This window comes from Streptomyces anthophorae (assembly GCF_049310305.1).
Classification (GTDB): Bacteria; Actinomycetota; Actinomycetes; order Streptomycetales; family Streptomycetaceae; genus Streptomyces.
The window spans coordinates 1,810,782-1,824,771 of record NZ_JBLWQQ010000001.1; the positions used below are offsets into that span (position 1 = coordinate 1,810,782).

Annotated in this window: 13 protein-coding genes and 1 pseudogene; 4 read left to right on the forward strand and 10 right to left on the reverse strand. The window is 71.0% G+C overall.

Features of this window, described 5'->3' with window-relative positions:
- Positions 1-39 precede the first annotated feature (39 nt).
- The 3 genes from abc-f to ACNYS0_RS08225 all read right to left on the reverse strand — a co-directional run bounded on the left by abc-f (position 40) and on the right by ACNYS0_RS08225 (position 3,585).
- A complete protein-coding gene (gene abc-f / locus ACNYS0_RS08215) occupies positions 40-1,677 on the reverse strand; it encodes a ribosomal protection-like ABC-F family protein (protein WP_422482513.1) in 1,638 nt (545 codons plus the stop codon).
- Between the two features lie 132 nt (positions 1,678-1,809).
- Complete coding sequence (locus tag ACNYS0_RS08220) at positions 1,810-2,475, reverse strand: hypothetical protein (protein ID WP_422471996.1); 666 nt, start codon at positions 2,473-2,475, stop codon at positions 1,810-1,812.
- Between the two features lie 66 nt (positions 2,476-2,541).
- Complete coding sequence (locus ACNYS0_RS08225) at positions 2,542-3,585, reverse strand: oxidoreductase (protein WP_422471997.1); 1,044 nt, start codon at positions 3,583-3,585, stop codon at positions 2,542-2,544.
- Positions 3,586-3,661: 76 nt separating this feature from the next.
- On the opposite strand from ACNYS0_RS08225, the gene ACNYS0_RS08230 reads away from it, so the two are divergent.
- The gene (locus ACNYS0_RS08230; protein ID WP_422471998.1) at positions 3,662-4,627 is read left to right on the forward strand and encodes an NAD(P)/FAD-dependent oxidoreductase; all 966 of its coding nucleotides are present in this window, start codon (positions 3,662-3,664) and stop codon (positions 4,625-4,627) included.
- A gap of 71 nt (positions 4,628-4,698) precedes the next feature.
- Here the strand turns inward: ACNYS0_RS08230 and ACNYS0_RS08235 are convergent, their stop codons facing one another.
- The 4 genes from ACNYS0_RS08235 to ACNYS0_RS08250 all read right to left on the reverse strand — a co-directional run bounded on the left by ACNYS0_RS08235 (position 4,699) and on the right by ACNYS0_RS08250 (position 10,336).
- Positions 4,699-6,327, reverse strand: a complete 1,629-nt coding sequence (locus ACNYS0_RS08235) for a BCCT family transporter (protein WP_422414496.1) — start codon at positions 6,325-6,327, stop codon at positions 4,699-4,701.
- 126 nt (positions 6,328-6,453) lie between these two features.
- On the reverse strand, positions 6,454-7,743 hold the full coding sequence (locus tag ACNYS0_RS08240; protein WP_422471999.1) for a M14 family metallopeptidase: 1,290 nt from the start codon (positions 7,741-7,743) through the stop codon (positions 6,454-6,456).
- Positions 7,740-9,725 carry a Xaa-Pro dipeptidyl-peptidase gene (locus tag ACNYS0_RS08245; protein WP_422472000.1) on the reverse strand — a complete coding sequence of 662 codons (1,986 nt, stop codon included), beginning with the start codon at positions 9,723-9,725 and terminating at the stop codon, positions 7,740-7,742. Before ACNYS0_RS08245 ends, ACNYS0_RS08240 begins: the two co-directional genes overlap by 4 nt.
- Positions 9,726-9,922: 197 nt before the next feature.
- Positions 9,923-10,336 carry an arsenate reductase ArsC gene (locus tag ACNYS0_RS08250; RefSeq protein ID WP_422472001.1) on the reverse strand — a complete coding sequence of 138 codons (414 nt, stop codon included), beginning with the start codon at positions 10,334-10,336 and terminating at the stop codon, positions 9,923-9,925.
- Positions 10,337-10,444: 108 nt separating this feature from the next.
- On the opposite strand from ACNYS0_RS08250, the gene ACNYS0_RS08255 reads away from it, so the two are divergent.
- The 3 genes from ACNYS0_RS08255 to ACNYS0_RS08265 are packed head-to-tail and all read left to right on the forward strand — an operon-like array spanning position 10,445 to position 12,920.
- The gene (locus ACNYS0_RS08255) at positions 10,445-10,753 is read left to right on the forward strand and encodes an ArsR/SmtB family transcription factor (RefSeq protein WP_422472002.1); all 309 of its coding nucleotides are present in this window, start codon (positions 10,445-10,447) and stop codon (positions 10,751-10,753) included.
- Positions 10,750-11,847, forward strand: coding sequence for an ACR3 family arsenite efflux transporter (gene arsB, locus ACNYS0_RS08260; RefSeq protein WP_422472003.1), 1,098 nt, complete (start codon positions 10,750-10,752; stop codon positions 11,845-11,847). Before ACNYS0_RS08255 ends, arsB begins: the two co-directional genes overlap by 4 nt.
- 11 nt (positions 11,848-11,858) lie before the next feature.
- Complete coding sequence (locus tag ACNYS0_RS08265; protein ID WP_422472004.1) at positions 11,859-12,920, forward strand: ArsO family NAD(P)H-dependent flavin-containing monooxygenase; 1,062 nt, start codon at positions 11,859-11,861, stop codon at positions 12,918-12,920.
- 11 nt (positions 12,921-12,931) lie between these two features.
- On the opposite strand, the gene ACNYS0_RS08270 is transcribed toward ACNYS0_RS08265, so the two are convergent.
- The 3 genes and pseudogenes from ACNYS0_RS08270 to ACNYS0_RS08280 all read right to left on the reverse strand — a co-directional run bounded on the left by ACNYS0_RS08270 (position 12,932) and on the right by ACNYS0_RS08280 (position 13,916).
- Entirely contained in the window at positions 12,932-13,267 is a 336-nt protein-coding gene (locus tag ACNYS0_RS08270; protein ID WP_422472005.1) for a TIGR02391 family protein, read from the reverse strand.
- A 7-nt stretch (positions 13,268-13,274) separates the two neighbouring features.
- Positions 13,275-13,540 (reverse strand): annotated as a pseudogene (locus ACNYS0_RS08275) (N-acetyltransferase family protein); the annotation flags it as partial.
- A gap of 4 nt (positions 13,541-13,544) precedes the next feature.
- Positions 13,545-13,916 carry an ArsR/SmtB family transcription factor gene (locus ACNYS0_RS08280; RefSeq protein WP_422472006.1) on the reverse strand — a complete coding sequence of 124 codons (372 nt, stop codon included), beginning with the start codon at positions 13,914-13,916 and terminating at the stop codon, positions 13,545-13,547.
- Positions 13,917-13,990: the final 74 nt, after the last annotated feature.

The window sequence follows — 13,990 nt, forward strand, 5'->3', positions numbered from 1 at the left end:
CTGGGCGCGCAGTTCCCCGCGCCCCTCGGCCACCTTCTCTCAGGCCTCCGTGACCTTGCCGGAGGCCACCTCCAGGCGCCTCGTCGTGTGGACCGCGTCCAGCATCCTGCGGTCGTGGGTGACCAGGAGGAGCGTGCCCTCGTAGGTCGCGAGGGCCGACTCCAGCTGCTCGATCGCCGGGAGGTCGAGATGGTTCGTCGGCTCGTCCAGGACCAGGAGGTTGACGCCCCGGCCCTGGAGGAGGGCCAGAGCCGCGCGGGTGCGTTCGCCCGGCGAGAGGGTCGCCGCCGGGCGCAGCACGTGGTCCGCCCTCAGCGCGAACTTGGCGAGCAGCGTGCGGACCTCGGCCGGCTCCATGGCGGGGACGGCGGCGCCGAAGGCCTCCAGCAGCGTCTCCGGGCCGTGGAACAGGGCGCGGGCCTGGTCCACTTCGCCGACGACCACGCCCGAACCCAGCGTCGCGTGGCCGGAGTCCAGCGGGATGCGGCCGAGCAGGGCCGCGAGCAGGGTGGACTTTCCGGAGCCGTTCGCGCCGGTGATCGCGACACGGTCCGCCCAGTCGATCTGGAGCGTCACCGGGCCCAAGGAGAAGTCACCGCGCCGCAGTTCGGCGTCCCGCAGTGAGGCCACGACCGCGCCCGAGCGGGGCGCCGCCGCGATCTCCATGCGCAGCTCCCACTCCTTGCGGGGCTCGTCGACGACGTCGAGGCGCTCGATCATCTTCTGCGTCTGCCGGGCCTTCGCGGCCTGCTTCTCGCTCGCCTCGCTGCGGAACTTGCGGCCGATCTTGTCGTTGTCCGTGGCCTTGCGCCGCGCGTTCTTGACGCCCTTGTCCATCCAGGTGCGCTGCATCTGGGCGCGGCCCTCCAGGGCCGAGCGCTTGTCGGCGTACTCCTCGTACTCCTCGCGCGCGTGGCGGCGCGCGACCTCGCGCTCCTCCAGGTAGGCGGCGTAACCGCCTCCGTAGAGGTTGATCTCCTGCTGGGCGAGGTCGAGTTCGAGGACCTTGGTGACGGTGCGGGTGAGGAACTCGCGGTCGTGGCTGACGACGACGGTGCCGGCGCGCAGGCCGCGCACGAAGGTCTCCAGGCGGTCCAGGCCGTCCAGGTCGAGGTCGTTGGTCGGCTCGTCGAGGAGGAAGACGTCGTAGCGGGACAGGAGGAGGGAGGCGAGTCCCGCACGGGCCGCCTGGCCGCCGGACAGGGACGTCATCTCCTGGTCGAGGCCGATGTCCAGGCCGAGTTGTGCCGCGACCTCCTCGGCGCGCTCGTCCAGGTCGGCGCCGCCCAGGTTCAGCCAGCGTTCCAGGCTGGTGGCGTACGCGTCGTCGGCGCCGGGCGCGCCGTCGACGAGGCCCTGCGTGGCCTCGTCCATGGTGCGCTGCGCCTCACTCACGCCGGTGCGGCGGGCCAGGAACTCGCGGATCGTCTCTCCGGGGCGGCGGTCCGGCTCCTGCGGGAGGTGGCCGACGGTGGTGGTCGGCGGGGAGAGCCGGACCTCTCCTTCCTCGGGGGTGGTGAGGCCCGCGAGGAGGCGCAGCAGTGTGGACTTTCCGGCTCCGTTGGCGCCGACGAGTCCGATTACGTCGCCGGGGGCGACGACGAGGTCGAGATCGGCGAAGAGGGTGCGGTCGCCGTGACCCGCGGCGAGATTCTTGGCTACGAGCGTTGTCATCAGGGGGGTGATCCTAGTCGGGGTGCCGTTGCGCGGCACCGGGGCCACGCGGCCGCGGTCGACCGCCACGGGTGCGGAGCCGTTCCCAGCGGCACCGTCGTTGCGGCCACGGGGCTCCGCCCCGGACCCCGCTGCTCAATCGCCGCAGGGGCTTGAGCAGCGGGATCCGGGGCGGAGGATCGACTCGCTGCCCAGCGGGACGAATCCCGTGGCGAGGAAGGTTCGCAAGGAGCGGGCGTTCCCCGGGGAAACGGCCGCGAAGACCGGTTCGCCGGCCGGGACCAAGGTGAGGGCGTCACGCAAGAGGGAGCGGCCGAGGCCCGTGCTGGCGTGGCCGGGCTCGGCGAGTTCGATGCTCAGTTCGCGGCGTCCTGCCAGTCCGTCGGCCAGCGTGACCAGGCCGCGTTCGTCTCCGTGGACGTGGACATCGGTGCGCAGGTCCCGAGCGTGACGGACTCGGGGGTGGTCGTTGGCGTCCGCGAGCTCCGGCAGGCGGGGAGGCGTCGGTGTGCCGCAGGCCACGAGCACGGCGTCGACGGTGCCGATCTCTCCTCCCCGGCCCGCGAGGTACCGCAGGAAGTCGGGGGCCAGCGAGCCTCCGTAGCCGTCCGGTCCTTGGGACTCGATCTCACGCGCGGAGCGGGCGGTGGCGATGACGGCGTGCCCGGTGAAGGCGACCGAGCACTCCAGGCCGCGTGGCAGCGGGGGAAGGACGGTGACCCGGCCGTCCGCGGGTGGGAAGCGCCCTTCGGCGGCGCTGCGGAACATCGTCAGCAGCGGATGGTCGGCGGTCTGGCGCATGATCCAGACCTTACGGGGAGCCGCCCCCGGCCGCCCACAGCACCCGGCCCCGCGGGGACCGCACCGTCACCGTTCCATCCGTGCCACCAGCACGCTCCCCGTCGTGCGGGCCACCAGGAAGGAGTGGCCGCGGGTTGCCCGGTTGTCGAGGGGGATGCGGTGGCGGCCCGGGGTCAGGACCGCGTCGAAGGCCTCGTGCGTGTGGGTGCGGTAGAGGCGGTCCAAACGGTAGGACGTGATGCGGACGCGGCACGTGGACGTGACCTCCACGCCCGCCTCGCCGTCGGCCGCGACCAGGCGGGTCAGGCGGCGCTGGGCCGGCGCACCCCGGTCGAGGGCGCTCTCGATCTGGGCGACCAGGAGCGGGATGATCGGCGCGTGGCCGTCCACGTACGCGACGTCCGCCCCCGCCCGCTCGAACTCGGCGCGCACCGCCGCCCGTTGGGATTCCTCCACCGCCCGGCCGAAGGCCACCACCGCGTACGCGCGCAGTTCCTCGGGCGGCACGCCGGACGCGTCCTGGGTGATGTCCGCGCCGACGCCGATGGTGCGCAGCGCCGCCGCAAGGCGGGCGAGGACGGCGACGCGGGCCCCGATCAGCAGGACCCTGCGACGGGCCTCGGGCGGGCCCGCCCCGTCCAGGAGCTGTCCGAGCGCCGCCCGGTACTCCTCGGCGCGGAAGCGGAACGGGCCGATGCCGTGGTAGCCGTTCAGGTCCAGGTCGACCTGCTCGTCGGTCTGCCAGGCGAAGTCCCGCCAGACGTAGACCCCAGAGGACTCCGCACCCCCGTCCCGTTCGATCACCGCCGTCACCGCGCCGCACTCGATCCCCTCGCACTCCGGGCACCCGTAGATCACGCAGCGTCCGCCGGGCAGCGGTGCCTCCGCCTCCAGGAGCAGCCGCTTCACGTGGTGCGCGAAGATCGCGGGCGGGATGTCCGCGGCGAGCGGGGACACCGCGTCCAGGTCGGAGAGCTGGAAGAGCAGCGGGCGGCCGTCGACGATGAAGTCCACGAAGTCCCGGTGGATCCGATAGTCCCCGTCCGCGAGGACCGCCCCGGCGCGCATCGCGGGTGCCAGGCCGAAGGTCGCGCAGTCGTCTGCAGCCATGGGGCGAGTATTCCCACCCGCGCCCGCCCCTGAGCGCGGTCTGACGCATTCCGTCGGGTTCCGTTAGCGTCCACGGATGATCAATGACAGTGACAGGCGTGGCAGCAGGGACAGCGGCGGCAGTGAAGTGATCGTGGTGGGCGGCGGAGTCATCGGGATGACCACCGCCCTGGAACTCGCGCGGCGCGGACGAGCGGTGCGCGTGTGGTCGCGGGACGTCGCCGAGCGGACGACCTCGGCGGTCGCGGGCGGCCTGTGGTGGCCGTACCGGATCGACCCGATAGAGAGGGTGGGCGCGTGGTCGCTGAGCTCGCTGCGGCGGTACGAGGAGTGGGCAGGGCGTCCCGAGGAGACCGGGGTGCGGCTGGTCGACGGCGTGCACGGGGACTCGCGTCTGGACGGTCTCGGGGCCTGGGCCGGCGAGGTGGCGGGGCTGCGTGACACCCCGCAGGGCCTCGCGGCGCGCCTCCCGCTGATCGACATGCCGGTCCATCTGGCGTGGCTGCGCGGGCGGTTGGCCGAGTCGGGCGTCACCGTCGAGGCGCGCACCGTGGCCTCGCTCGACGAGGCGCTCGACGCCGCGCCGACCGTCGTGAACTGCACGGGGCTCGCGGCCCGTGAACTGGTGCCGGACGATTCCGTGCGCCCCGTGCGCGGGCAGCTGGTGATCGTGGAGAACCCGGGCGTCGACACGTGGTTCACGTCCGTCGCACCCACCTCCGAGTCGACGTACTTCCTGCCGCAGCCGGGGCGCCTGCTGCTCGGCGGCACCGCGGAGGAGGACGCGTGGTCCCTCGCCCCGGACCCGGCCACCGCCGAGGCGATCGTGAAGCGCTGCGCCGAGGTGCGCCCGGAGATCGCGGGCGCGCGGATCCTCGACCACCGCGTGGGCCTGCGCCCGGCACGCCCCGCCGTACGCGTCGAGCGTGAGGACAAGGGTGCCGGTCGGGTGCTGGTCCACAACTACGGGCACGGCGGCGCCGGGGTGACCGTGGCATGGGGCTGCGCGCAGGAGGCGGCGGAACTGGTCGCCGCCGGATGAGCGGCTGACCCGGCAACGGGTGGGGGCGTGGTCCGTGTCGGACCACGCCCCCACCCGTTGCGTACGGTTTCTCAGTCCTCGTGGTGCTTGCCGATCGGGTCGCCCTCGGTCTCCAGGCTGCTGCCCGGGCCGATGCGGATCTCGAACTCGCCGCCGTACTTCTCGTGGCCTGCGACGACCGCCTGCTCGACGACCTCGATGCCCATCTCGCCGCGGACCATGAGCGGGTCCGCGCGCAGGTCGCGCAGGAGCGCCCAGCACATGCCGATCATGACGATGACGAACGGTGCCGCCACGAGGATCGTCAGGTTCTGAAGGCCGGTGAGCGCGTCCCCGGAACCGTTGCCGATCATCAGCATGATCGCGCCGACCGCACCGGTCACGACGCCCCAGAAGACGACGACGAACTTTCCGGGTTCGAGCGCACCCTTCTGCGAGAGCGTGCCCATGACGATCGAGGCCGCGTCCGCGCCGGACACGAAGAAGATGCCGACGAGGATCATCACGAGCAGGCTCGTCACGGAGGCGATCGGGTACTCCTGGAGGACACCGAAGAGCTGGGTCTCCGGGGTGTCCGCCCCCTTGAGGGCGCCGCCCTCCTTGAGGCTGATCGCCGAACCGCCGAAGACCGCGAACCAGATCAGGCTGACGGTCGAGGGCACGAGGATGACGCCGCCGACGAACTGACGGATCGTCCGGCCCTTGCTGATGCGCGCGATGAACATGCCGACGAACGGCGACCAGGAGATCCACCAGGCCCAGTAGAAGACCGTCCAGCTGCTCAGCCAGTCGGCGACGCCCTTGCCGCTGGACGCCTCGGTGCGGCCGATGAGCTGCGGGAAGTTGTCGAGGTACGCGCCGAGCGAGGTGGGCAGCAGATCCAGGTTCAGGATCGTCGGGCCCGCGATGAACACGAAGACGACCAGGAGCAGCGCGAGCACCATGTTGATGTTCGAGAGCCACTGGACGCCCTTCTCCACACCGGAGATGGCGGAGAAGACGAACGCGACGGTCAGCACCGCGATGATCGAGACGAGCAGCCCGGTGCTGACGTCGTCCATCCAGTCGGCCGCCTTGAACCCGGCGCCGATCTGAAGGGCGCCGAGTCCGAGGGAGGCGGCCGAGCCGAACAGCGTCGCGAAGATCGCGAGGATGTCGATGACCCGACCCCATGCGCCGTGCGCGTGCTTCTCGCCGATGAGGGGCACGAAGACGGACGAGATGGTCTGCCGCCTGCGGCGCCGGAACGTGCTGTAGGCGATGGCGAGTCCGACGACCGCGTAGATCGCCCACGGGTGCAGCGTCCAGTGGAACAGGGTGGTGGCCATGGCGGTCTCCATGGCCTCGGCGTCGTCGGCCGGGTCGGTTCCCGGCGGCGGCGTCGTGAAGTGCGCGAGCGGCTCGCTCACTCCGTAGAACATGAGGCCGATGCCCATGCCCGCGCTGAACATCATCGCGATCCAGGAGACCGTGCGGAACTCCGGTTCCTCGCCCTCCTTGCCGAGGGGAATCTTCCCGTAGCGGCTCATGGCGAGCCAGAGGGCGAAGACCACGAAGCCGGTGGCGGCGAGGACGAACGCCCAGCCGCCGTTGTGCATCAGGCCGCCGAGCAGCGTGTTGGACACGCTCTCGAGGTTGTCCGTGGCCACGGCGCCCCAGACCACGAAGGCCAGAGTGAGTACGGCGGTGACGCCGAACACGATCCGGTCCGTGGCGGGGCTCCGTTCGCCGGTCGCTCCCTCCTCGGGGACAGGGGTATCGCTGGTTGGTTTCTGAGGGCTTGTCACCCACTACGACCTACCACACCTGACACTCCTGTAACCCGATCAGCAGCGTGTGTCGGGCTCCCCTTCCGTCAAGTGGTACGTCGCGCGCGCGTCGAGGAGCAGTGCGACCAGGGCGCGTTCGGACTGCCGCAAGGGGACGAACGCCCCGCTGCCCGACTTCTTGACGGTGATGCCGTGCAGCGCCAATTCGTCCTTGAATTCGGCGTATTGCTCGCCGCTCAGCCGGTATCCGCACGGCGGATCCTGGATGACCTCCGCGGCCTCCGCGGGGTCGTTGTCTGCACCACCGATGTAGATCGGCCCGCTGTCGCTGAAGCCCTTGGCGCGGGCGGCCGTGGTGGCGGCCTCGATCGCGCCCAGGTTCTCGGACGTGTAGCGGAACAGGCCGCCGAGGGCCGCCAGTTGGGAGTCGCGGCGCCGCTGGTTGACGAGCGCCGGGTCGGCCTCCTCCGCGGGGGTGCCGGGGTCGACGCGGCTCTCGATGAGCAGCCCGATCGAGTTCTTGACCCCGGAGACGTTGCGCAGGATCCGCTCCTGCCCGTCCCCCGCGGTCTGCTTGATCGGCTCGCCGGTCTCCGGGTCGGTCCAGATGCCGTACGTGCCCGTGGAGTACCCGGCCGCGCCCGCCGCGGGGCGCACATGGTCGAGGGAGAGCGATTCCGCCTGGTCGTGCACGGCGGGATCGGTGTTGAGGTTGCGCGGCCAGAGGTCGAACAGGTCCTTGTCGTAGTACTTGGGGGTGGCCCCGTACTCGTGCAGGTCATAGATGACGTCGGGCTGCCGGTCCCGGATGACGGCCGCCATCGCCCGCGCCTCGGCGGTCTTGAGGGCGATGTGGTCGCGGTTGATGTCGATGCCGTCGGAGTTGCCGCGGGTGTCGGCGGCGTTGCCGTCGGGGTTGGCGGTCGGCACGACGAGCAGGGTCGTGCGGGACAGGAAGCGCTGGGTCGCCCTGTCCTTGGCGTACGCCATGTCGCGGATCTTCGTCAGGCAGGCCTCGCGGCCCGACGGTTCGTCGCCGTGCTGGGAGCAGATCAGCAGCACGGTGTTGGCGGTGCGGTGCTGCCCGATGCGGACGAGGTTCAGCGGGCGGCCCTGCTTCGTCTCGCCGATGCGGGAGACGGAGACCTGGTCGGAGGCCTTGTCGGCGGTGGCGAGGAGCTGCTTCTCCTCGGCCTGTGTGGTCCAGCGGGCGCCGTCGGTCTCCTCGAATCCGGTGCGGGGCGGCGTGCTGTCGGCGCTCGCGCCGGCCGGGGCCGCCACCACGAGCGGCGCGGCGAGTGCCGCGGCGGCGGTCGCCAGGGCGAGGGTGCGGGGACGTGCTCTCATCGGGTGCTGCCTCCCGGTACTGGGCGGTCGAGACGGTACGGGCTGACGCCCTCGGCCGCGGTCGATTGGGGGGTGGCGGTGGTGGAGCCCGAGGTGGCGGCCGCGAAGGCGGCGGCGCCGCCGACGACGGGGACGCGGGCCGCGCTGCGGGCCAGGTCGACGGTCAGGGTCGGCTTGGTGGCCGGAGGATCGATGAGGTCCTTGTCGGTGCCTGCGACGATCAGGGCGAGCCGGTGCCCCTTCGGAATCACGTGGTCGCTCGCGGCGAGCTTCACGGTGAGGGTGTACGGCTTGCCGGGCGTGAGCGGGCTGCCGTGCTCGGGGTTGTCGGCGGTGCCGAGGTCGGCCCAACCCCTGCTGAAGATCGTCGAGTTGACGTCGGTGGTCGCGGTCGGCGTGTTCAGGTAGCAGGAGCTGTCGCCGCCGGTGCTCGGCCCCCAGCAGCTGCGGTCCGTGCCGGTCGTGATGCCTTCGCCGGCGCCCGCGTAGTCGCGGATCGTGGCGGGGCCGAGGTCGACGAGGACGGCGCTCAGGTGCGCGCTGGACGTCGTCGACCTCGCGGTGACCGTGACCTTCGAGGAGCCGGAAAGCCGCAGGTCCTTGGAGAGCGGGCGGCTGATGAAGCCGGCCTTGTCGGGGGTCGGGCTGTCGATCTTCGCGGCCCAGTCGGTCTCGCTCAGCGCCGGGTTGTCGGTGAACTTCTCGGTGCCGGACGCGCCCTTGAGGCCGAGCGTGCCGACGCCGGGCTTGTCGCCCTTGCCGGGACGCAGCGCGGCGGTGTCGGTGGCGCGCGGGGGCCAGACCTTGTCGGTGGTCCAGTGGTCGGGGGTGCGCTCGATGTCGGCCATCGGCTCGCGGTCGATGCCGTTGTCGTAGCCGAGGAGTTCGTGGTCGAACCAGCGGTGCAGGGTGTCGACCCAGGCGCCGCGGCGGAAGTCGAACGGGTCGACGTGGCCGGTCTGCGCGAGCCAGATCTTGCGGTCGACACCGTTCTTGGCGAGGGCGTCCCACCACTGTCCGAAGTGTTTGGCGCGGACGTTCAGGTCCTGCATGCCGTGCACGACGAAGACGCTGGCCTTCACGTTGTCGGCGTCCTTGACGTAGTCGCGCTCCTGCCACAGGCCGGTCCAGTCACCGGTCCTCGGCGCTTCGTCGACGAGCCGTTTCTGTACGGCGGCGCAGCGCTCGCGGGCCGCCGGGCTCTCCACGTAGTCGGACAGCCACTCGGGGCCCGAGTCGTAGAGCGGGGCGCCCTGTTGGAAGTAGTAGTCGTACCAGGAGGAGATCCCGCCGATCGGCACGATGGTCTCCAGGCCCTCGACGCCGGTCGCGGCGACGCCGTTGGCGACCGTGCCGTCGTAGCTCTTGCCGATCATGCCGGTGCGGCCGTTGGTCCAGTTCGCGGCGGCCTTCTTGGATCCTGTCCTGGTGGTGTAGCCCTTGGCGCGGCCGTTCAGCCAGTCGACGACGGCCTTCGCGGAGCCGATGTCGTAGGCCCCGCCGACATCGACACAGCCGTCGGAGCGGTTGGTGCCGAGCAGGTCGACGCCGACGAACGCGTAGCCGCGGGGCACGAAGTAGTTGTCGTAGAAGAGCGGCATCTGGACGACGTTGCCGTTCTCGTCGTACGTCTTCTTCTGGCTCTCGTTGCCGCGCCCGCAGCAGGAGTAGTACGGGCTGGCGTCCATGATCACGGGGATCTTGCGGCCCTGCGCGGCGGGTTCGCGGGGCCGGACGATGTCGACGGCGACGCGGTCGCTCTTGCCGTCCTTGTCCCCGTCGAGCCGGGTGTCGACCCAGACGGACTCGCGGACGGCGTCGGCGTAGGAGTAGACGGGCTTGGACTCGGTCGGCGCCGCGGGGGCGGCCGACGCGGTGGCGCCTGCCCCGATGAGGGCGGCCAGCAGTGCGGTGACGACCGCGACCGCGAGGGTTCTCCAGCGGCGGGGTCTGAGGTGGCTGCGTCTGGCAGGTATCGGCATGGCGCGGAAGGTACACGGGTCAACTGGCTTGCGACAGAGGGCCGCAGGCGCGGAAGACGGGCCCATGGGGCCGAAAATGACCCGTGGGCCCGGCGCTCGTCCGGTCGCCCGGGGCGGACGGCTCCGTATGCGGGAACGTCGCGGGTGCACCGGTAGGAGGCGGGCCACGGCCAGTGCAGGTCGGCACCCGGTCGCGGTCAGCCCTTCGGCTGCGGAGCGACTTCGGTGATCAGCCCCTCGACGAGCACCTTGATCTCGTCGCGGATCGGGCGAACGGCTGCGACGCCCTGACCGGCAGGGTCCTCCAACTGCCAGTCGAGGTAACGCTTGCCGGGGAAGACCGGGCACGTGTCGCCGCAGCCCATGGTGATGCAGACGTCCGACTCCTTGACCGCGTCGACGGTCAGAACCTTCGGGGTCTCGGCGGAGATGTCGATGCCGACCTCGGCCATGGCTTCGACGGCGGCCGGGTTCACTTCCTTACCGGGATTCGACCCGGCCGAACGGACCTCGACACGGTCTCCGGCCAGGTGGGCCAGCCAGGCGGCGGCCATCTGGGAACGACCGGCGTTGTGGACACAGACGAAGAGCACGGACGGCTTGTCGGGCATCAGCGGTCTCTCTTGATCTCTCATGAACGCCGCCGGGCGGCGAAGTCGGTCCGGGGTGACATCAGCACTCAATGGCATCAGCCTGTACTGATGTGAGAGTATCAGCGCATGCTGACGTCAGTCGACGCTGACCTGATCCGGGTGCTGGCCGATCCGCTCAGGCTGAAGATCGTGAACCTGCTCGCCCACGAGACGCTGTGCACGACGCACCTGGTGGAGGAGACCGGCGCGCGCCAGACCAATCTCTCCAATCACCTGAGAGTGCTGCGCGAGGCGGGGGTCGTGGACACCGAGCCGTGCGGCCGCTTCACGTACTACAAGCTGCGCCCGGACGTGATCGCCCAGCTGGCGGGCCAGTTCGCCGAGCTGGCCGAGACCGCCCGTACCGCCGCCGACAACAAGAGGGCCTGTCCGTGACCCGCACCGATACCCCCGCCGCGACGACCGAGGAAGCCTCGATCGTCGCGAAACTGTCCACCCTCGACCGCTACCTCGCCGTGTGGATCCTGCTCGCCATGGGCGTCGGGCTCGGCCTGGGCCGGTTGATCCCGGGCATGGCCGACGCACTGTCGAAGGTCGAGATCGGCGGCATCTCGCTGCCGATCGCCATCGGCCTGCTCGTGATGATGTACCCGGTGCTCGCCAAGGTGCGCTACGACAAGCTCGACACGGTCACCGGCGACAAGAAGCTGATGGTCTCGTCGCTGGTCATCAACTGGATCGTCGGGCCGGCCGTGATGTTCGCGCTGGCCTGGATCTTCCTGCCCGACCTGCCCGAGTACCGCACCGGCCTGATCATCGTCGGGCTCGCCCGCTGCATCGCCATGGTCATCATCTGGAACGACCTGGCCTGCGGCGACCGCGAGGCCGCCGCCGTCCTGGTGGCCCTCAACTCGGTGTTCCAGGTCATCGCGTTCAGCCTGCTCGGCTGGTTCTACCTCGACCTGCTCCCACAGTGGCTGGGCCTCGGCGACGGCCAGGGCCTGGACGTCCCCGTCTGGCACGTCGCCCTGAACGTCATCGTCTTCCTCGGCATCCCACTGCTGGCCGGCTTCCTCACCCGCCGCATCGGCGAGAAGAAGATGGGGCGCGAGAAGTACGAGTCCGGCTTCCTTCCGAAGATCGGCCCGTGGGCCCTCTACGGCCTGCTGTTCACGATCGTCATCCTCTTCGCGCTCCAGGGCGACGCGATCACCTCGCAGCCGCTGGACGTCGTGCGCATCGCGCTGCCGCTGCTCGCGTACTTCGCGATCATGTTCTTCGGCTCGTTCGCGCTGGGCAAGGCCCTCGGCATGGCCTACGACCGTACGGTGACCCTCGCGTTCACGGCGGCCGGCAACAACTTCGAGCTGGCCATCGCCGTCTGCATCGCCACCTTCGGCGTGACCTCCGGGCAGGCGCTCGCGGGGGTCGTGGGCCCGCTGATCGAGGTGCCGGTCCTCATCGCGCTCGTGTACGTGGCGCTGGCCTGGCGCCGCAAGTACGCGCCCACCTCACTGACCACGCTGTAGGGACAGGGCCCGTGAGCGACGTGCTCGACGTGGTGGTGATCGGCGGCGGCCAGGCAGGGCTCGCCACCGGTTACCACCTGCGCCGCCAGAAGCTGGACTTCGTCATCCTGGACGCCCAGTCCACGCCGGGCGGCGCCTGGCAGCACACCTGGGACTCGCTGCACCTGTTCTCCCCGGCCGCGTTCTCCTCCCTGCCCGGCCGCCTCATGCCGCCCCAGGCGGGCCAGGGGTACCCCGACGCCTCCCATGTCGTCGACTACCTGGGCGACTACGAGAAGCGCTACGAACTGCCCGTCGTGCGTCCGGTGCGCGTGAGCGGCGTCCACCGCGACGGCACACACCTGCGCGTCGAGTCCGACAGCGGCACATGGACGGCCCGCGCCGTGGCCTCCGCGACGGGCACGTGGTGGCGGCCCTTCCTGCCCGCGCTCCCCGGCCGGGCCGAGTTCGCGGGCCGCCGGCTCCACACCGTCGACTACCGCTCCCCGGACGACTTCGCCGGACAGCGCGTCGTGGTGGTGGGCGGCGGGAACTCCGGCGCGCAGATCGCCGCCGACCTAGCCGTCCGCGACGACATCGACCTGAACTGGGCGACCCGGCGCCCGCCCCGCTACCTGGCCGACGACATCGACGGCCGGGCCCTGTTCGACGCCGCCACCGCCCGGCGCCGCGCCCTCGACGCGGGCCGCACCGACACCGGCGGCGTCGCCTCACTCGGCGACATCGTGGCCGTGCCCCCGGTACGGGAAGCACGGGATGCGGGCCTGCTCAAGACGTCACCGATGTTCGCCCGCCTGGAACGCGACGGCGTTGTCCGGGCCGACGGCACCCGCACCGAGGCCGACGCGATCATCTGGTGCACGGGCTTCCGCCCTGCCCTCTCCCACCTCGCCCCACTCCAACTCCGGGGTACCCGCGGGCACATCGCCACCGAGGGCACCCGGGCCGTCGACGAGCCGCGCCTGCACCTGCTCGGCTACGGCGACTGGACCGGTCCCGCCTCCGCCACCTTGATCGGGGTGGGCCGACCGGCACGGGAAGCTGCACGGGAGATTGCCGACCTCGTCCACTGAGGCTGCGGCTGTCAGACCCTCTCGACGGTTGCTGTGTCGATCCAGCGGGCGAGGACGCTGAACGCCGCGAGTTGCTCCAACGCCTCGTTCTCCGGCGGTTCGGGCAGCCCGTCCTCGTGGCTGTAGGGGTTGCGGATACCCGCGAAGCAGCCCTCCGTGAAGGCGGCGGCACCACGGTGGACGCTCTTGAAGGTGTCGCCGCCGTCGTCAATCAAGAGCCGCAGCCGTGGCTGTCCCGGCTTGGGGTCGTCCTTGGAGAACACGCTCTGGAACAGGGCGGTTTCGCTCGCGTCGCGGCGGCCGACCTTGTTCTGCGCCTCCGCGTTGATCTCCGCCGGTGCCGGCACCAGCGATTCACCGTCTTGTTGCGGTCCGCAGGCACGTCGGTACGCCAGTTGGGCAGGACGCCGCGAGGACCACGTCGCGCCAGCGGCCGTGCTGCTTGCCGATGCGCTCGCGGGTACCCAGGACGCGGAAGCCGGCCGCTCGTGCAAGGCGAGGCCGGCTGTGTTCTCGGGGAAGATGCCGGACTGGATCGTCCAGATCCCGGCCGCCTCGGTCGAATCGATCAGCGCCTTCAGCAGAGCTGAGGCGACGCCGCGCCCGTCGCCGTGTTCGTGCCGGTCACGCGGCCGAGCGCAGGGTAAGAAGTTGGCCCATGGCCGCCAGCACCGAAGGCTCGACCCGGTAGTAGACCCAGGTGCCGCGCCGCTCGGAGGTGAGCAGGCCGGCGTCCTTGAGCTTCTTGAGGTGGTGGGAGATCGTCGGCTGCGAGACCCCGACGTCGGAGATGTCGCACACGCACGCCTCGCCGCCCTCGTGCGAGGCGACGAGGGAGAAAAGCCGAAGCCGCACCGGGTCGCCGAGCGCCTTGAACATACGGGCCGCGGTCTCCGCCTCCTCAGCGGAGAACGGCCGCTCGGTCAGCGGCGGGCAGCACGGCGCGACACCCTGGTCGGCGGGCTCGATCAGCGGCAACACCTTCGCGTTCGACATACGTCTATGTTGACACACGTCGAAACAGTCCGGCGAAATCGGCCGGCCACCCTCTCGCGACATGTGCGATCGGA